Source organism: Anaerolineales bacterium (assembly GCA_016928575.1).
Lineage (GTDB): Bacteria > Chloroflexota > Anaerolineae > Anaerolineales > RBG-16-64-43 > JAFGKK01.
The window spans coordinates 46,314-64,893 of record JAFGKK010000057.1 but is presented as its reverse complement, the minus strand read 5'-3'; the positions used below and the strand labels follow the sequence as shown (position 1 = coordinate 64,893).

At 59.7% G+C, this 18,580-nt stretch carries 14 protein-coding genes and 1 tRNA gene; 12 read left to right on the top strand and 3 right to left on the bottom strand.

Translation table 11 applies throughout. The annotated features are described in order from the left end of the window. Window positions 1-19 precede the first annotated feature (19 nt). Window positions 20-220 carry a hypothetical protein gene (locus JW929_07040; GenBank protein MBN1439146.1) on the bottom strand — a complete coding sequence of 67 codons (201 nt, stop codon included), beginning with the start codon at window positions 218-220 and terminating at the stop codon, window positions 20-22. Window positions 221-362: 142 nt separating this feature from the next. On the opposite strand from JW929_07040, the gene JW929_07035 reads away from it, so the two are divergent. The 12 genes from JW929_07035 (at window position 363) to JW929_06980 (ending at window position 13,555) form a co-directional block, all read left to right on the top strand. Beyond that, window positions 363-1,100, top strand: a complete 738-nt coding sequence (locus JW929_07035; GenBank protein ID MBN1439145.1) for a DUF177 domain-containing protein — start codon at window positions 363-365, stop codon at window positions 1,098-1,100. Between the two features lie 206 nt (window positions 1,101-1,306). Further along, window positions 1,307-2,482, top strand: coding sequence for a sigma-70 family RNA polymerase sigma factor (locus tag JW929_07030; GenBank protein ID MBN1439144.1), 1,176 nt, complete (start codon window positions 1,307-1,309; stop codon window positions 2,480-2,482). Window positions 2,483-2,917: 435 nt separating this feature from the next. Continuing rightward, on the top strand, window positions 2,918-3,445 hold the full coding sequence (locus tag JW929_07025) for a hypothetical protein (protein MBN1439143.1): 528 nt from the start codon (window positions 2,918-2,920) through the stop codon (window positions 3,443-3,445). Window positions 3,446-3,752: 307 nt separating this feature from the next. Further along, window positions 3,753-4,169, top strand: coding sequence for a DUF1801 domain-containing protein (locus tag JW929_07020; protein ID MBN1439142.1), 417 nt, complete (start codon window positions 3,753-3,755; stop codon window positions 4,167-4,169). 186 nt (window positions 4,170-4,355) lie between these two features. Next, window positions 4,356-6,131, top strand: coding sequence for a methionine--tRNA ligase (locus JW929_07015; protein MBN1439141.1), 1,776 nt, complete (start codon window positions 4,356-4,358; stop codon window positions 6,129-6,131). Between the two features lie 12 nt (window positions 6,132-6,143). Continuing rightward, window positions 6,144-7,586 (top strand): hypothetical protein, encoded by a 1,443-nt coding sequence (locus JW929_07010; GenBank protein ID MBN1439140.1) that lies wholly within the window; start codon window positions 6,144-6,146, stop codon window positions 7,584-7,586. A 454-nt stretch (window positions 7,587-8,040) separates the two neighbouring features. Further along, window positions 8,041-8,667, top strand: a complete 627-nt coding sequence (locus JW929_07005) for a glycosyltransferase (GenBank protein MBN1439139.1) — start codon at window positions 8,041-8,043, stop codon at window positions 8,665-8,667. A 74-nt stretch (window positions 8,668-8,741) separates the two neighbouring features. Further along, the gene (locus JW929_07000; protein ID MBN1439138.1) at window positions 8,742-9,815 is read left to right on the top strand and encodes a glycosyltransferase family 4 protein; all 1,074 of its coding nucleotides are present in this window, start codon (window positions 8,742-8,744) and stop codon (window positions 9,813-9,815) included. 104 nt (window positions 9,816-9,919) lie between these two features. Continuing rightward, window positions 9,920-11,050 (top strand): ribonuclease D, encoded by a 1,131-nt coding sequence (locus JW929_06995; GenBank protein ID MBN1439137.1) that lies wholly within the window; start codon window positions 9,920-9,922, stop codon window positions 11,048-11,050. Between the two features lie 10 nt (window positions 11,051-11,060). Then, window positions 11,061-12,464, top strand: a complete 1,404-nt coding sequence (locus JW929_06990) for an MBL fold metallo-hydrolase (GenBank protein ID MBN1439136.1) — start codon at window positions 11,061-11,063, stop codon at window positions 12,462-12,464. A gap of 82 nt (window positions 12,465-12,546) precedes the next feature. Beyond that, a tRNA-Ser gene (locus tag JW929_06985) sits at window positions 12,547-12,637 on the top strand. A gap of 39 nt (window positions 12,638-12,676) precedes the next feature. After that, window positions 12,677-13,555, top strand: a complete 879-nt coding sequence (locus tag JW929_06980; GenBank protein MBN1439135.1) for a metallophosphoesterase family protein — start codon at window positions 12,677-12,679, stop codon at window positions 13,553-13,555. Window positions 13,556-13,939: 384 nt separating this feature from the next. Here the strand turns inward: JW929_06980 and JW929_06975 are convergent, their stop codons facing one another. Together JW929_06975 and JW929_06970 are read right to left on the bottom strand one after the other, a co-directional pair. Continuing rightward, complete coding sequence (locus tag JW929_06975; GenBank protein MBN1439134.1) at window positions 13,940-15,748, bottom strand: GAF domain-containing sensor histidine kinase; 1,809 nt, start codon at window positions 15,746-15,748, stop codon at window positions 13,940-13,942. Beyond that, on the bottom strand, window positions 15,741-17,390 hold the full coding sequence (locus tag JW929_06970; GenBank protein MBN1439133.1) for a class I tRNA ligase family protein: 1,650 nt from the start codon (window positions 17,388-17,390) through the stop codon (window positions 15,741-15,743). The genes JW929_06975 and JW929_06970 overlap by 8 nt, the downstream gene beginning before the upstream one ends. Between the last annotated feature and the right edge of the window lie 1,190 nt (window positions 17,391-18,580).

Sequence of the window (18,580 nt, the reverse complement as noted above, 5' to 3'; positions counted from 1 at the left end):
CCGGGGAGAGATCCGGTTGCTAGAAGGGAAGCGCCACTTTTTGAAAAAGGAACAGGAAGGCGAAACAAATGATGCACACGTCCATGAATAAAAAAACCGAAAGCAACAAACGCTGTTCCGGAGCTAGAAGATTTGCCATACGCTGCAGACGGGACCGAACCGGAACGCTTTCCTTGCGGGGCTCTTCCTCCAGCGAATCCGAATGCAGAAAACCTTCCATTCGAAACCTCCTCCAACGCATTTGTATTGTACTCAAGAGGTGATTATGACACAATATATCCGAATAAATCCGAGAAATTTGACTTCGCATATCCTTATATGCTAGAATGAAAAAAGCCTTGATTTGATGCGGTTTTTCCCAAGTGCATACCCATTACCGCCCACTTCGACTGAACGTTGGTTTCCTCCTCAGCCAGTCGGCAGGCTATGGCCGGCAGTTCGACTTCCGGGAGTCGAAACTCAGCCTGGGAAGCGACCTGCAAGTCGAAGAGTTCTCCGGCAGCATGCAACTCACCCGAACACCGCAAGGTATTGTGGCCAAGGGTGATTTTTTCGCTCAAAATCCAGCCGAATGCGCCCGCTGCCTAAAGCCGTTCGCCGCTCCCATCGCCATCCATTTGGAAGACCTGTTCGTTTACCCGCCGCAAAACGCCACCGATCCGCTCCTGGCGATCGGGGAAGACGCACACCTGAACCTGGAACCTCTCCTCCGCGAGTATGTCCTGATCAACCAGCCCACTCGCCCGCTCTGCCGGCCGGATTGCAAAGGTTTATGTCCGGTCTGCGGGAACGACCTCAACGAAAGCGAATGCTTCCATCCGGAGGAAGAGCCGGCCGGGTTGGTCGTGGAAGGAATTCCAACGGCCGCCGAACCGGTGAAACAAAAACAATCCGCCGCATCGGAAAAATCCGCGGCAAGCAAGGCTCACGCTCCGGCCAAGGCGGCGGGAGCGAAATCCGTATCGTCCGCGAAGGAGAAAACCGCGAAGAAAAAAACCGCGATCAAGGCGCCGCGCAAAAAAGCGCCGGGAGGGAAGAAAACCTCCGCCGCTGGGAAATCCGCCGGCGGAGGCAAGAAAAAGCCGTCCACAAAGAAATAACTCCAGCGCAAACCGATCCCAAACTCCAGCTCGGGGTTTGGCACCCGGGTTTCCTCCCGGCGGAGGGCGTTCCCTCTTCCGGCGGATCCCTAGCGACTGAACTCGTACTCGGGCGTGAAGGCATCGTTCCCAACATTCCAGCCGGTTCGGAATAACGAAAGCCGTCCTGCCCCCATGCAAGACCTTCCTTACAAGGAGAGAACCGCATGGAGCGTGATTGGCGAAACCGAGAACAAGTTGCAGACCTACTGGAACAAGCGGAGTTCCAGGGGTACATCACCACCGACGACATCCTCGAAGCCTTCCCCAGCGCCGCCAAGCGGGCGGGGGAATTCCACCGCGTACTGGCATTCCTGCACAGCGCCGGAGTCGAGGTGTGCGAGAGCGGTTTGCCGCCCGCCCTGCGGACTCCGTCGAAACGCGCCGGCGCCAGCAAGGAAAGCGATCTAGCGCGGATCTCCATCGACGACACCGTCGGGTTGTACCTCAAGGAAATGTCGCGGGTCCCCCTGCTCTCCACCCAGGAGGAAATCGCGCTGGCCCGGAGGATCGAAGCCGGGCGCGAAGCCGCCCTGCGCCTGCGGGCGATGCGGAAAAACCACGAAGCCTCCCCCTCCACGGTCCAAAAACGCCGCCAATTGGACGCCTTGATCATCGACGGCCTGGCCGCGCGCGAGCATCTGATCAAGGCCAATACCCGCCTGGTGGTCAGCGTCGCCAAGCGGTACATGGGGCGCGGCGTTCACTTCCTGGACCTGATCCAGGAGGGCAACCTCGGGCTGATGAAAGCCGTGGAAAAATTCGACTACCACCGCGGGTTCCGCTTCTCCACCTACGCCACGTGGTGGATCCGTCAGACCATTTCGCGCGCGATCGCCGACCAAAGCCGGACGATAAGGGTGCCGGTGCACATGACCGACCGCATCCAGCGCCTGTACCGCACCGCGCACGACATCGAACAGCGCACCGGCCGCAAGGCCACCTCGGAGGAAATCGGCCGGGTGATGGGGCTTGACGAACGCAAAGTGGATTGGATGCTGCAGGTTTCTTGGCGCCCGGTTTCCCTGGAAAACCCGGTCGGCGACGAGGACGAGGAGATGATCACGTTCGTGGAAGACACCCTCACCCCCTCGCCCACCGAAAGCGCCAGCGAACAGCTGTTGCGCGAGAAGGTGGAGGAAGTCCTTTCCACTCTCAGCCCGCGCGAGGCGCGGGTGCTGCGGATGCGCTTCGGGTTGTGCGGCGAGCGGCCTTATACGCTCGAAGAGGTCGGCCAGAAGTTCGGGCTGACCCGCGAACGCATCCGCCAGATCGAAGGCCGGGCGCTGCGCCGCCTGCGGCACCCCCGGAGGGCGAGGCAGCTGCAGGAGTACGCCCAGTAGCTTGCTGTGAGTCGCCAAGCGGTCTTGTGAGAAAAGCCCCCGGAGGACCTGACCGCCTTGTCCGCGCTCATAGAGAGGTTCCCATCCAAGGGTCGTTTCCGTTTCCTTGGCCAGGTTCTGAAAAAGGCGATCGATAATGTCATTGCGACCCTGTCCTCGCGGAGCGGGATCGACCGGAGGAAGCGAAGCCCGTCCCGGACCACACGGGCGGGCCGGGGCCGCTTCGATCCTGCTCAGGGAAAAAAACTGTGTCTGTCGGATGGCATGGAGCACGCCCCGTGAAACGCTCGCAATGACTTCCTGCACCTTTTTGCACAATCCGTTGGGAATGTATCTCCCGGGAAATAGGGTTAGGACCGGCTGTTGCGTGAAGCGCATCGGGCTTCCGGCTTTCGATCCGGATACAAAGCATGGCACATCCACCAAGGAGCTCATATGAAAAAGTTAATCGTTCTCGCCCTGATCAGCGCGTCTCTTTTGGCAGGGTGCGGCCCCGGTCAATTATTCGGCCCGACCTTCACGCCCACTCCGACCAATACACTGACCCCAACGCTTACCTCCACCCCAACCAATACATCGACCGCCACCCCCACCAGCACCCTTTCGCCAACGTCGACGCCGCGCCCTGTTGTCGGTCCGTTGAGCGTGAGAGGGATTGAGATTCTGCTGACCTCCACGGTGCTGGAATTCAATACCTGCCACTTCAAGACCCTTGTCATAACCCTCGCAAACGGCGGAAAATGCCTCACGGTCTTTGGCACCGTCACCCCGGCTTCCGCCGACAGAGCCGCCACCGAGGATTTCGGCAAATGGCTCGTGCAATTGGATACTATCTATAAGGGGATCTATATTGGAGACAGCCCCACGGAGTTGGCGTGGTTCTTTATTCTTCCCACCGAAGAAAAACGGTACTTCATCAACTTTCCCGGTAGTGCCGCCGCGGACCTAACGCCGATTTTATGATGGCGGCAGGAAAGAATCATCGCTTCGAAAAATCCGGCGGCCTATAAGAGCCGCCGGAATACGTCCACCCGGATGAAGAAAACGGATCGTGGCATGGAACGCCGCCCGCCTATCCTCCATCAGCCAGGGCGAGGGAAGGATCGACCCGGTTTTGGGGATTCCATTGCTTATGGTTTACCGGACGATCCATTTTTGACAATTTACCGGAAATCCCGATTCGTCTTCATTGCACCGGACGGCAAATCCACCCGCAATCGCATATGCTCCTTGGGCGCGGAAGAATGTCCCGTTTCCGAAAGCAGGAATCATGAAACCCGGTGAGCCGATCCCGCAGGATATAGAAACCTACGTCCGCGCTTTTCCTCCGGATGTACAAGCCGTCCTTCGAAAGATCCGGGCCGCCATCCGCAAAGCCGCGCCGGACGGGAGGGAGGCTATCAAATACCAGCTGCCGACTTTTACGCTTTTTGGAAGGAATCTGGTTCACTACGGCGCCTTCCGGCGCCATATCGGATTCTATCCGACGCCGAGCGGCACGTCGGAATTCCGGAAGGAGCTTTTGCCGTATCCGGTATCCAAAGGGGCCGTCCAATTCCCGCTGGATAAGCCGATCCCGTTCGGCCTAATCGAAAAAATCGTCCGGTTTCGGGTAAAGGAAGAACGGGAAAGGGCGGATCGGAAGACCAAAAAAGGCAGAGGCCGAACCCCGAATCTTTCCTCCTGAAAGACGTCATCATCCTTTCCCATCAACCTTCCCCCGAAAGGGATTCCGCTTGGCCGGTCGGCTCCGGGGACGGGTAAGCCGCAGCGTCTGCCACGGGCGCCCGCGGGCCTCCGGCGGTTTCTTCTTTGCGCCTCCGGATGATATACTCCGCAAATCCCAAAACGCATCCGCCCGCGGAGAATCCCGATGAAAAACGTGCTCGTCGCCGTCGCCTGGCCGTACGCCAACGCCGACATCCATGTCGGAAACATCACCGGATCCTACCTGCCGGCCGACGTCTTCGCCCGCTACCACCGCTTGAAGGGCAACCGGGTGCTGATGGTTTCCGGAACCGACTCGCACGGAACGCCGATCACCGTCCGCGCCGACTCGGAGAAATCGACGCCGGAAAAGGTGTACCAACGCTACCACCGGCGGTTCATCGACCTTTTTCAAAAAACCGGCCTGACCTACGATCTGTTCACCAGCACCCACACGGAGAACCATTTCCGCGTGGCGCAGGATTTTTTCCGCGCGCTGAAAGCCAACGAATACCTCTTCCGGAAAAAGCAGTCGGTGATGTATTCCGAGAAGGCAAAGCGGTTTCTCCCGGACCGCTACGTGGAAGGCGAATGCTACCTCTGCCATTACCCGAACGCGCGCGGCGACCAGTGCGACCAGTGCGGAAACCTGCTTGACGCCACCCAGCTGATCAACCCGCGCAGCCGGACCGACGGCTCCACTCCGGTGGTGCGCGAAACCGAGCATTTCTTCCTGGATCTGGAAGGGCTGTCCTCCGAAATCCGCAAATACCTCGCCAGCGGGAAGGACCATTGGCGACCGAACGTCCTGCGCTTCGCGCGCAACATGATCGAGGAAGGCCTGCACGGGCGGCCGATCACGCGCGACCTGGATTGGGGCATTCCGCTTCCCGAGGAGGGCTGGGAAGGCAAACGCCTGTACGTCTGGTTCGAAGCGGTGATCGGATATTTTTCCGCCTCGGTGGAATGGGCGCACAGCCGTGGCGAGCCGGAAGCCTGGAAGGACTGGTGGTACAAGCCGGATGCGCTGACCTACTACTTCATCGGCAAAGACAACATCCCGTTCCACGCGGTGATCTGGCCGGCGCAGTTGATCGGCACCCGGCGGCTCTACGCCGAAGAGCGGGAGGGGGTTCTGAACCTTCCCACCGACGTCCCCGCCAACGAATTCATGAACCTGGAGGGCAGGAAAATCAGCGGCTCGCGCAACTGGGCCGTCTGGGGTCTGGACGCGGTTGAACGCTACGGTCCGGACCCGGTGCGCTATTACCTGACGGTCAACATGCCGGAAACGCGCGACACCGATTGGGATTGGGCGGATTTCCTGCGCCGCAACAACGACGAACTTGTGGCCACCTGGGGCAACCTTGCCAACCGCGTGCTGACTTTTTCCTACCGCAACTGGGAGGGATGCATCCCCTCTCCGGGCGAGCTGCGCGCCGAAGACAACGAATTGCTGGCCAAGGCCGAGCGGACCTTCGGCGCGGTCGGCGGGTTGTATGAATCGGTCCAACTGCGCGCGGCCCTGGCCGAGGCGATGGCGCTGGCCGGCGAGGCCAACCGCTACCTCGACCAGCAGGCGCCCTGGTTCCAGATCAAAACCGAACGCGCCGCGGCCGCAAAGACGATCTTCACCGCGTTGCGGGTCATCGATTCACTTAAAACCCTGCTGGCTCCGGTGATCCCGTTTTCCTCCGAGGAACTTCATACCGGCTTCGGACATTCCGGCCGGTTGTTCGGAACGCAGAAGGTCGAGGAGCATTCGGATTCGCTCGGCACGCGGCCGGTGCTGACCTACGATCCGGCGGGAGCCACAGGCCGTTGGGAGCCGAGCCGGCTTGCGGCCGGACAACCGCTTGCCGAGCCGAAACCCCTGTTCCGCAAACTCCTGCCGGAAATCGTCGACCAGGAGCGCGCCCGGCTGGGAAAACCCTCGGCCTGAGTAGAGAATCCGATGCAACGATTTTCGTCCGGGATTACCAAATTTCCACATCGTGTGGATACCGAACGCCTCGGCGCCTTCGCTTTTTTATTCGCATCCATCGTTTGCCTGTTCCTTGGTTTCTACCTTAACTTCTGGGGTGTCGTCGAAAGCGGTTTTTTCGAAGATCACCAGATCGTGATGGAAAGCTTCATTGTGGGCAGGATCCTTAAGACAGAGCGTGACGGATTGTTCTCCGCCGGCGGGCTACCTGGACTCAGCGGGCCGGACGAGACCCCGCCAGATATAGAAAACGCCAATTACCAATTCCAATATCAAGCCTACCGGGATTCGCTTCCCATTAGGTCCTTTACACCGTATTTGTCGCAAAATGGTATGCAAGGTATTCTCTTCGGAATTCTCGATGGAATCCTGCCCTTCTCCAATTCCGATAAACTATCCATCTTTTATGGGTTGACTTCCCTGCTGTTGGCGACCGTCCTCGCGGTCATCTTGGAATGGTTCCGCCGGGAGTTCGGTTGGACCGCAGCTATTTTTTCCCTGATCTCGGTTATAGTTTCTCAATGGATGACGGTGTTTGGAAGAAACCTATGGTGGTCCACATGGGCTTTTTATCTGCCCATGGTGATCCTTCTCCTTTATCTTAATAAAGTCAGAGGGGCATCGAGGCTCAATTTAATTCGATTCGGAGCCATCGTTTTCTTTGCGGTATTCCTTAAATGTTGCTTCAACGGCTTTGAATACATCACCACGACTCTGACCATGATGACAGCACCCTTTGTGTATTTCGCCGTTTTGGAGCAATTGGGGTGGAAAGAAATTACCGCCGGTATGCTGACCGCCGCCGTGTCCTCAATCCTGGCGATCCTCTCCAGCATGACCGCCCTTTGCATCCAGATCGGAAATGTAACGGGAAATTTTTCCGACGGCGTCAATCACATCTTCTTCTCGCTGCTGCGGCGATCGTACGCCGATCCGAGTCTTTTCCCCGCGGATTACCAGGCGAGCCTTACTGCCAACCCGGCGGAGGTTGTTTGGATATACCTTAGCGGAGTCTACCTGGATCTCAAGCAATGGATACCGTCTACCGACCCTTTCATCGCGAATTATATTTTCAAAATCCGCTATCTCTACCTCATTTTCCTCTTCTGTGCTGCATCGATCATTTTGCATTTCCTTTTAAGAGAAAAATCCAACTCCTTCCTGCGGTTGCGCGGTCAGGCGCTGATCGCAACTTTATATCTTTCCTTTCTTGCGCCGCTTTCTTGGCTGGTCATTTTTAAGGCGCATTCTTACGTTCACACATTTATGAACAATATCATTTGGCAGATGCCCTATACCCTTTTTGGCTTCGCCGTTTGCGGATTGGCCGTCCGTACGGCTCTTCGCGAGATCCGGAAGCAACATCTGGAAATCTCTTCCGGCGGGCGTTCGGAACCGCAGATCGCCCCGTGAAAATGTTTTCCGAAAAAGGTTACCGTCCATCTGCGAGTCGGCCGCGTACCGGTAAGTTATATATGATAGAATTATCCCGGGTATATCCCCGAGTAGTTGAATGGGATGATCTCTACAACCATTTTTCCATTGACAATCCGATTTCTGTTTCTTTTTAAATTATCTCTCGGCCGATCTCGAAAAAGACCTCGGGACAAAGCCCAGGGGAGAGAGAATTTTTCTTTTCCGTATTCTCTCGGATGCCTTGTCACGATGGGGGCAAGGATATGCCGTTACGCAATCCTCCCGGCGTCCCGGATCGCCACAAACCAAAACCGTTCGTCATGCTTCAAGTGGTCTTCGTTGCACGAAAACAGAATGGTTTTTTCTAGAGGCTCATCCAATGCGAATTCTTCAGATCCATCCCTTTCTACGAAGCGAAAAGGTTGTACCGAGGATTGGAGAGACATCCCGCATGGCGCTTGAGCTGAGCGGTTATCTCCAGAAAAGCGGTCATGAGGTTGCCCTTTACCCTTGGCCGGAGTGGTTGTGGGGGGAGCCGGTCCGTTTTGGCGTCGCTCCGGGGGTTTCCCTCCTTGTGTATGCGCCGATGGCGATCCCAGACAGAAATCGGCTGGTGCAAAATTGGAAAGCTGTGTCCGGGGGAAAATGGATTGGCGCCGGAAAAAGATCGGCAGGGATAGATCTTTGGTTTTTAACCGGTTTTCAAAACGCCTTACGAGAATTCCGACCGCAGATCCTTCACTGCCATTACAGCAAGCCGGGGCTTCCTGAATTGTTGCGTCTGTTGAATCCCAAGATCCCCATCGTACTGACTTTCCAACCTCCCAGGACAAATTTCGATTGGAAAATGTACGATCGGATCATCGTCCTACGTAGAGCCCCGAAAGAAGACCTCAGATTGCCTTCCGGGTATCCGGAAGCAAAGATAAGAATTATTGATATTCCCAACATGCAATCATATTCTTCCCACGGGGAAAGAGCCTTGAGGCAAAGCGATTCTTCATTCCAAAATTTTGGAAAGGAGAACGTGCGGATATACAACGAATTGGTATCCGCACCCCGGACTCTCGCCCAATGAAAATACTGCAAATACACCCCTTTCTCAAATCCGAGACGCTGGCCCCTTCTGCAGTGGGGATGGCTCGGATCGGATTGAAACTTACACGTCTCCTCGTGGATGCAGGAAACAAAGTCCTGGTGCTGCCGATGATGGAAAAAATCGGACGCCGGTACTCCTGGGAGATTTTACCCAGCAAGCAGATTCAGGTCGCTCCTCCGCTTCAAACGCCCGTCTTTTCCGATATCTTTTGGCTGCCCCTTGCTTTTCTAAGGTCGAATTCGCTCTCCGGAGGGCTGCAGTCGATACTCTACAGCATGATGTCGTTGGTCGGATTGCGCCGAGCCGTTCAATTCTTCCAACCCGACGTGATCCATAACCATTTAGCGAATGATCCGTTTCCTGTCATGTCGCGCGCTTTGGGGATCCAAATTCCGCTGGTTTTTACCCATCATCATTATGAGACAGCCCAAGAGCTGAAAACCTACCGGCGGGTGATTTTTCCTTCCATGGCGATGATGGAAACGGCGGTAAAGGAAAGCGGCTATCCGGAAAATCAAGCGCGGAGAGTATTAAACCCCGTCCACTCGGTTTTTTTAAGCGGAGACGTTCCTTCCGATGAAGAACGGTCGGGGATTCTGTTTGTGGGAACCATATATCTGCGGAAAGGGATCGATTTGCTGATAGACGCCTACCGTTTGGAAAAGAAATTGCACGCCGTTCCTTTGCACGTGTGCGGCTCAGGGAAAGACTTGCCGCTCGTGGAGAAGGCCATCCGGGAGGAGAAATTTCCGATCCTCTACGAAGGGCAATTATCCCAGGAGGAAATCTCGCAGAGGATGCGGAGGGTTCGTTTGGTCGTCCTTCCCAGCCGACTCGAATCGTTCCCCGGAGTATTGTCGGAAGCGGTCTGCTGCGGCACTCCGATTGTGGGCTGGGGACCGACCGTATTGGAATTGGATCGATTGCTAGGGATGCCGACCGGCATTCCCTTCGACGGACGAACCGAAACTTCGCAGATTCTATCCCAGAAAATTCTCTCCGCGTGGAACGGAGATATTTGCCACACCAAAAACCGACGGATGCTGGCGGAAGCCGCCCGCGCGAGCTTTTCCGATGCGGAGTTCCTTAAAGGGAATATGAGCGTGTATCGTGAACTTGTCCCATAATACGATCGGCAATTGCTGGATAGGGTTGACCATTATCCGGAGACCTCTGCCCTCTCCCTTCTGGATTCATATCCCCCCACCCGGCCCGGCGTATAATAACCGCCATGGCCGATAAGGCTTCCCCGGTCTTTGTCCAAGATTTCGCAACCCTGCAATCCCTGGCAGCGGAAATGCGCGGAATCCCGCGCGCCGGCGTCGATACCGAATCCAACAGCCTGCACGCCTACCGCGAGCGGGTTTGCCTGATCCAAATATCCACCTCCGAACGGGACATCTTGATCGACCCGTTGGCGGTTGCGGACCTCTCCCCGCTCCGGAGCTTCTTCGAGGATGAGGGAGTGGAAAAGATATTTCACGCCGCGGAATACGACCTACTCTGCCTGCGGCGGGATTTCGGATTTCGGATCCGCGGCCTGTTCGACACCTATGCCGCCGCCCGCTCCCTGGGAATCCGGGCGTGCGGCTTGAACGCGCTGCTCGAGCGGGAATTCGGGATCACCCTCGATAAAGCGATGCAGCGCGCCAATTGGGGCCGCCGGCCGTTGACCGCGCGCCAACTCGAATACGCCCGCCAGGATACCCGCCATCTGCCCGCCCTGCGCGATCGGCTCGCCGCGCAGGTCGACTCCGCGGGATTCACCGAAGAACTGTTGGACGAGTGCCGCCGCCTGGAGGGCATTCCGGATCTCGAGCAATCCGCGCCGGAGGGCAATCCGTTTTGGAGGCTGCGCGGAGCGTACGACCTGCCGCCGGGCAAACGATCGATCCTGCTGGCGCTGTTCGAATGGCGGGAGCAGGAAGCCCAGCGGATCGACCGCCCGTCGTTCCACGTTCTCTCCGGCGAGGCGATGGTCCGTCTGGCTCAGCTTGCTCCGGATTCTCAGGCGGACCTGGCGCGAGCCGGATTGAACGGCCGGACCATCGAACGCTGGGGAAAGGGAATTCTCAAAGCCGTCAAACACGGCAAGGAAATTAAACCGCCCCATCCCGAGCGCAACGGCGGAATGGACGAGCGGGCGCAAATCCGGTTGGAGGCGCTGCGCAAGTGGCGCAAGCGCAAGGCCGAAGCGCGGGGCGTGGAATCCGACGTCATTCTCTGCCGGGATGCGCTGTTCCGGATCGCCCGGGAAGCCCCGGCGACTCCCGCCGCTCTGCGGCAGATCCCGGGCCTGGGATCCTACCGATTTGAGGCATACGGCGGGGAAATCCTCGCCGCATTGAATCATTCCCCATAAGGAGCATGGCATGCGGATCCATTTCCACGGCGCGGCGCACACCGTTACCGGATCGCAGTACCTGATCGAGGCCAACGGCCGGAGAATCCTGCTCGAATGCGGTTTGTATCAGGGCCGGCGGTCCGAGAGTTTCGAGCGCAACCGCAACCTTCCCTACACCCCGCGCAAAGTCGACGCGATGATCCTTTCGCATGCCCATATCGACCACAGCGGCAACCTCCCCAACCTGGTGAAGAATGGATTTTCCGGTCCGATCCACCTGACCGAAGCGACGGGCGGCCTGCTGGAGTTGGTCCTGCTCGATTCGGCGCACATCCAGGAAAGCGACGCCGCCTACGTCAACAAGCGCCACGCCAAGCGCGGAAAGCCTCCGGTGGAGCCGATCTACACCACTCCCGACGCGGAGGCGGTGATGCCGCTGCTGGCCGGGCACGCCTACGACGAGCCCTTCGAGGTCGTCCCGGGCGTGCAAGCATCGTTCTTCGACGCCGGGCACATCATGGGCTCGGCGGGAATGCTGCTCGAGATTTCGGAGCATGGCAAACGCCGGCGGCTGGTGTTCTCCGGCGACATCGGGCGGCGCGGGCTTCCGATCCTGCGCGATCCGGTTCTGCCTCCGCGGGCGGATATCCTGATGATGGAATGCACCTACGGCGACAAGCTCCACCGCGATCCGCAAGTGGCGGAAATCGAACTGCGTGACACCCTCCAGAAAACGATCCGCCGCAAGGGCAAGGTCATCATCCCCTCCTTCGCGATCGGCCGGACCCAGGAGCTGGTGTATTGCATGGGACGGATGATCGAGCGGGGCGAAATTCCGCGGATCCCGATCGTCGTCGACAGCCCGCTGGCGGTCGGGATTTCGGATCTCTACGCGAAGTATCCGGATTATTTCGACAAAGAAGTGGTTTCCCTGATGAAGGGGGGCAGCAAGGAAAAGGCGCTGGGATACGAGTACGTTAAGTTCACGCGTTCGGTGGATGAATCCAAGGCGCTGAACGACATGCCCGGCCCGATGGTAATCATCTCCGCTTCGGGAATGGCGGAAGGCGGACGGATCCTGCATCACTTGGTGAACAACATTGGCGATCCGAACAACATGATCCTGATCGTTTCCTGGCAGGCGCCGGACACCCTCGGCCGCCGCTTGGCGGAACAGGCCAAAGCGGTGAGGATTTTCGGCGAAACCGTGGAACGCCGGGCGGAAGTGGCGACCATCGGCGGCTTTTCGGCGCACGCCGGACAGAATTTTCTTTATGAATACGCCAAGGCCGCCGTCGACCACTCGGAAGCGCTTTTCCTGGTCCACGGCGAACCGAAATCCGCGCTTCCCTTCCAGGAAAAATTGAACTCCGACAACCTCTCCACGCCGGTTTACTATCCGGAGTTGGGAGACCAAGCGGAATTCCACTAGCGGCTCACGCAAGCGGCGTCCCCCGGGAGGTCCGTCGTCGTACACACCCATGCCCGGGGTGCATGTTATAATCATCCGCTCCGGAGAGGTGCCAGAGTGGTTGAATGGGACGGTCTCGAAAACCGTTATGGCCAGTTTGGCCATCGTGGGTTCGAATCCCACCCTCTCCGCCACTGATCGCCCCGGAAAATTCACCCCCTCCCCCACCGCGCATGGCAAATCCACACCCGGCGAGAACCTTCGGTCTGATTTCCGACACCCACTATTTGGAGCGCCTGTTCGGTTTTCCGCAACGGCTTGAGGCTGTGTGGGCCGGTGTCGATCTCATCCTGCATGCCGGAGACGTCGGCGACCTGGCCGCTTTGGATGAATTGGGGCGCATCGCGCCGGTCGCGGCGGTTTGCGGGAACGACGAGCCGGAGCAAACCCGGCGTACGCTCCCGGCACAACAACTAATCGCGGCGACCGGACATCGGATCCTGCTTTGGCACAGTCACTTTCCGGACCGTTCGGAGGAAATCCGCCGCCGGAGCGACGCCTGGGGGGAAAAATTCCATAGGATCGCCCGCCGTGCAAGGGATGCGGGAGCGGATATCGCCGTCTACGGCCACACCCATGTGCCGATGGTTTGCCGGTTCGAAAGCGTCCTGCTGGTAAATCCAGGAGCGATTGCCTCGGGTAGTTATTTCACCCGGCAGACCGTCCCTTCCGCCGGACGGTTGGAATTGGCGGAGGGCGGTGAAAGCTCGGCCGTTCTATTCGATCTGAGAACCGGACAAGCCCGCGACTTCCCCGCCGCCGATCCCGCGGAGGAATTCGGCAAGCTCGGCCACCGGTATCAGGAATGGCTGGTGGAAGGGGAATTAATCCGGGATGTGGAAAAACTGCGCAAAATCGATTACCGGGATTTTCGGAACGTGTTCCGGGGCGTGAAGCCGGAATATAAACGGGCCCACACCAAATCGGTTTTCCTGCGCCGGACGGACCTGATTGCGGCGTTCCGTTCGGCCGAAGGATTGGATCCCGCCGACCGCGAAGCGGTCCTGGCGGTGCTGGAGGGGAACGCCGACGTCTCTTGCAGGGCAGATTGACTCCTTCCGGTGTTGCGCGAAGGATCTCCGTTGCCGGCTTGGCCGACCTGAGCCCTCGCGGGATTCTTCGCCGTCCGGGGTTTGTCCACGTTCCGGTGCCGGAATCGTTCCGCGGCTTCCCCTGCTTTGAACAAATTTGATCATGATCTCGGATTTATCCACCCTGCGGGGCACTAACCGGTTTTTGGAGATCGGGTGCCGAATGGGAGGCACCACCATCGAATCGAAATATCCCGCCTTTTCGCGGTAGTGTAAATCACCTGTGTGTGTTAATCTGCAGAGAAAACGGGGGGTTGGAAAAGCGATCCCCCCAACGAAACCACCGCCGGGGAATCATAGAAGGCGCCGGAAGGTTTTTTCGAAATCCGAGGAAATCCCGCAGGATCATCCCTCGCCCCGCCGGCGCGACTCCCGGCCGGCGAGGTTGCCGGTCTGCGGGCGGATCCGCGGGATGGACACCCGCACGGTGGTCCCTTTCCCGGCCTCCGAGGCGACGGTCAGCGCCCCGTTTACTACGCGCGCCCGTTCCTCCATATTCGCCAATCCGTGAGTCTCCACCGACACCTGCCGGGCCGGTTCGAATCCGACCCCGTTGTCCGCCACTTCAAGCACGACCCGATCGCCGACCTGTGCCAGGGAGACCTTCAACCGGGTGGCGCGCGCGTGCCGCGCGACGTTCGCCAGCGCCTCCTGGGCGATGTGAAACAGCGCGTCGGCCGCGGCGGGGGCGAGCCAGCGGCCGGCTTCCTCGGAAAGCTCGGCCTCGGCGGAGATCGGCGTATTAACGCAGAATTCGCGGATCAGCATATCCAATCCGACCGCCAGGTTGTCGAAGATGAACCGCTTGGGGCGCAGGTCGGCGATGTATTCGCGGATGTCGCGGATCACCGCATTCAGCCCGGAGATCGCCCGCTCTAGTTTCGAGCGCGCCTCCGGCGACGTCTTGCCGATTTCCAACAGGCCTTCCTCCAGGCTCAAGCCGACGGCGTAGATCGACTGGATGATCCCGTCGTGCAGGTCCATCCCGATCCGCTCGCGCTCTTCCATGACGGCCAGGCGCTGAGCCTTGCGGTGAAGCAGGCCGTTTTCCACGGCCGTGCCGACGCTCAATCCGACCGCTTCGAGGAGCGCCTTCTGCCGATCGGTGAACCGCATCACCTCCGTGGAGGAGAGCATCATCACGCCTAGGATCCGCCCCTTGGAATTGAGGGGAACGCCGATCATCATCCGCAGGCCGTTGGCGCGGAAAGAATCCTCGTCAAAGCCGGGCTCGGCCGGAGGATCCACCACCACCGTGAGCTCGCGCGACGAAGCCGCCCGCCCGACCAACCCTTCGCCGTAGGCGAAGACATCCTTCTCCCAGTAGAACAAACGCAGGTCGCCGCGCTGCATCGCCATGCGCACGTCCTGGGCGTCCTCCTCCAACAGAAAGACCTGCCCGCTGAGCATCCGGAAGTGCAGCATCATGCGGTCCAGCGTGGTCGCCAGGATCCCTTCCAGTTCCAGGGTGGTGTTGGCGGCGACGGAGACGTCGTTGAAGATCGCCAGCTCCCGGTTGCGCTCGGTGAGTTCGCGCTCGTCCTCCTGCAGGTTGACCCGCGATAGCGCATTTTCAACCGCAACTCCGGCGAAGGAAGCGAGGATCTCGATCCCTTTCCGATCCTCCGGGGTGAATTCCCCTTCCCCCTGCTTATCCGCGAGAATCACCGCGCCCGCGATCTTTTCCTCCAGCCTCAAGGGAATCCCCAGGGCGGAACGGATCCCCATCCGGTTATCGGTCATGCCGGCCAAGCGGGCATCGTTCCGCACGTCCGCGGAGAACAACGGGGTTCCCTCCCGGCACAGGGCGGCGATGAGTTTCCACCATGCGGCCGGGACCGAATAAACCTCCGTATCCTGGGGGCGGGAAAAGGAATATACGAACCGGTCCAAATCCCCCTTGTCGTCCAACAGTGCGACGACGGCGTGGCGGGCGTTGGTCAGCCGCCGCGCGACGCTCGCCGTCCGGTCGAGGACGGCGTCGAGCGAGGTCTCGCGCATTAATTCCAGGCTGATTCGGTGTAAGCGGTCGACATCCGCCATCGGCCCCGGGGCGGGATTTGCCTTCATGCTCAGGATTATATAGGAAATCGGCCGGCCCGACGGCGGAAAGATCGAGGCGGTCTGGGAGACCGCCTCGATCTGCTCATACAACCAGGTTGATCAGCCTATCCGGCACGAAGATCACTTGGCGCGGGGTTTTGCCCTCCAGCCACTTGCGGACGGAGTCGCTCTCCAGCGCCAGGGCGCAGGCCGCGTCCTTCCCGGTTCCCGCCGGGAGCTGGAGCCGTTCGCGAAGCTTGCCGTTCACCTGAACCACGACGGTGACCTGCTCCTCGGCGGCCAGCGCCGGATCGAACGACGGCCAAACCTGCAGGTGGATGGATTCCGAACCCGGACCTTTGCGCCTGTGCCAGAGCTCCTCCGTCAAGTGCGGGGCCACCGGCGCCGCGAGCAGCAGCAGGACGTCGATCGCCCGCTCCCATTCCGGTGAACCTAAGAGTGTCGTCTCGCGGTATTTATAAAGCGTGTTGGTGAATTCCATCAGCGCCGAGACGATGGTGTTGAATTCGAACGTTTCGAAATCGCGGGAGACCCGCCGGACGGTCTGGTGGGTGGTGCGGGTCAGAGTCCGCGCGGCATCGGCCTCCGCCGGGGCGGAGGCGCGCTGCGGGGATTGGGTAACCAGCCCCCAGACGCGGTTGATCCAGCGGTGGGTGCCTTCGATGCCGGTCGAGCTCCACGGTGCGCCCTGATCCCAGCGGGCGAAGAACATCAGGTAGGCGCGGACGGTGTCGGCTCCGTACTTCTCCACCAGGATGTCGGGCGCGATCACGTTGCCGCGGCTCTTCGACATTTTTTCCGAATCCTCGCCGAGGATGATCCCCTGGTTGCGCAGCTGCAGCATCGGCTCGCTGCCGCGGGTGATCCCCATGTCGCGGCAGGCTTTGTGGAAGAAGCGGGTGTAGATCAGGTGCATGGTGGCATGCTCGATCCCGCCGGTGTAGCAGTCGACCGGCATCCAATACCCGTATTCCTCCGGATCGAACGCGGCCTTTTCGTTCTTCGGGCTGAGGTAGCGCAGGTGATACCACGAGGAACACATGAAGGTGTCCATCGTGTCGGTCTCGCGTTCGGCCGGACCGCCGCACACCGGGCAGGTCGTGTGCGACCAAGTCGGGTGCAGTTTGAGCGGGCTCTCCCCGGTCGGCTTCCACTCGACATCGTCCGGCAGGAGCACCGGCAACTGATCCTCTGGCACGGGCACTTGCCCATGGACCGGGCAGCGGACCATCGGGATCGGCGCGCCCCAGAACCGCTGGCGGGAAATCAGCCAATCCCGCAGGCGGTAGGAAACCGCCGGTCCGCCGGCGTTCCGCGACGCCAGCCACTCGGAAACCTTGCGGATGGCGGCCTCTCCGGGCGTTCCGGAGAATTCCATCGAGTTAATCATCGGGCCTTTCTGGTCGTGGAACAGGGCATCGCGGTAGAACTCGACCGTCCAGACCATCTCCATCAGGGTTCGTTTGTCGCGCACGTTCGCTTCCAACCCATGGCAGCGCGCCAGAATTTCCCGCTCGGATTCGAGGCCGTCCCAATCACGAATTCCGTCCTCGAAGATGAATTGCCAGCGGGTTCCGACGACCTCGTTCCAGCACCCGCTTTGCAGGTGGTTTTGGGCAATCCCGAGGTAGCGGTCGATCTTGTCCGGGGGAATGGTGATGCAAAGCGATCCGTCGCGCTCCTCAAAGGGGATCCGCTCGGCCCGCAGCGCGTCGGCCAGGCCGGGCTTCATCGTCTTCCCGAGTGCGAAGGATTTGGTCAGCCCGTCGGTGCGGCCGATCACCGGCAGGATCGGCAAGCCGTACTTCAAGGCGAAATCGAAATCGCGCTGGTCGTGCGCGGGCACGCCCATGATCGCGCCGGTGCCGTAGGTGATCAGCACGTAGTCGGCGGTCCAGACCGGAATGCGCACGCCGTTGACAGGGTTGATCGCAAACCCGCCGGTGAAGACCCCGGTCTTCTCCTTGTCCGCCGATTCGCGCTGGATATCGGATTGGCGCAGGGCCTGCTTCACGTAGGCCTCGACTTCGTTCTTGCGCTCCGGGGTGGTCAGGGTTTCCACCAGCGGATGCTCCGGCGCCAGCACCATGAAGGTGGCGCCCCACAGCGTGTCGGGCCGGGTGGTGAAGACCTCCAGCGGCGCGCCCGCCTCGGTCCGGAAGACCACCCGCGCCCCCTCGCTGCGGCCGATCCAGTTGGTTTGCAGCGTGCGCACCCGTTCGGGCCAGTCGATGCCCGAGAAATCCAACAGCTCCTCGGCGTACTTGGTCAGGCGGAAGAACCACTGCTCGAGGTTTTTTTTAATCACCGGGGTTTCGCAGCGCTCGCAGTGGCGGTCGTCGCCCCACACCTGCTCGCGCGCGAGCGTGGTGTTGCAGGTCGGACACCAATCCACCGGCGAAAGCTTCTTGTAGGCCAGCCCGTGCTGGAAGAGTTGGATGAAAAACCATTGGGTCCAGCGGTAGTATTCCGGATCGCAGGAGACGGCCTCGCGCCTCCAATCCCACATCGCGCCCATTTGGCGGAGCTGAAGGCGCATGTGGTCGATGTTCGAGTAGGTCCATGTCTTCGGGTGAATGCCGCGCTTGATCGCCGCGTTCTCGGCCGGGAGGCCGAAGGCGTCGAATCCGATCGGGAACATCACGTTCCAGCCGCGCATGCGCATGAAGCGGGCGCGCGCGTCGGAGGGGGTCATCGCGTACCAGTGGCCGATGTGCAGGTCGCCGCTTGAATAGGGCAGCATGGTGAGAGCATAGAATTTCTTACGCGAAGGATCGACGGCCGCGCGGTACAGCCCGGCCTGTTCCCACGCCGACTGCCATTTGGGTTCGATCAGCGCGGGTTGGTAGTCTTCCGGCTTGGCGGCTTGTTTGGGGAGTGCTTTCGGCGGGGCGACGACCTGCAGCGCCTTCGTCTCCTGCA

Coding starts and splice junctions, on each gene's coding strand:
- JW929_07040 (MBN1439146.1), bottom strand. CDS start 220: ATGGAAGGTTTTCTGCATTCGGATTCGCTGGAGGAAGAGCCCCGCAAG.
- JW929_07030 (MBN1439144.1), top strand. CDS start 1,307: ATGGAGCGTGATTGGCGAAACCGAGAACAAGTTGCAGACCTACTGGAA.
- JW929_07025 (MBN1439143.1), top strand. CDS start 2,918: ATGAAAAAGTTAATCGTTCTCGCCCTGATCAGCGCGTCTCTTTTGGCA.
- JW929_07020 (MBN1439142.1), top strand. CDS start 3,753: ATGAAACCCGGTGAGCCGATCCCGCAGGATATAGAAACCTACGTCCGC.
- JW929_07015 (MBN1439141.1), top strand. CDS start 4,356: ATGAAAAACGTGCTCGTCGCCGTCGCCTGGCCGTACGCCAACGCCGAC.
- JW929_07010 (MBN1439140.1), top strand. CDS start 6,144: ATGCAACGATTTTCGTCCGGGATTACCAAATTTCCACATCGTGTGGAT.
- JW929_07005 (MBN1439139.1), top strand. CDS start 8,041: ATGGCGCTTGAGCTGAGCGGTTATCTCCAGAAAAGCGGTCATGAGGTT.
- JW929_06995 (MBN1439137.1), top strand. CDS start 9,920: ATGGCCGATAAGGCTTCCCCGGTCTTTGTCCAAGATTTCGCAACCCTG.
- JW929_06990 (MBN1439136.1), top strand. CDS start 11,061: ATGCGGATCCATTTCCACGGCGCGGCGCACACCGTTACCGGATCGCAG.
- JW929_06980 (MBN1439135.1), top strand. CDS start 12,677: ATGGCAAATCCACACCCGGCGAGAACCTTCGGTCTGATTTCCGACACC.
- JW929_06970 (MBN1439133.1), bottom strand. CDS start 17,390: ATGAAGCCCGGCCTGGCCGACGCGCTGCGGGCCGAGCGGATCCCCTTT.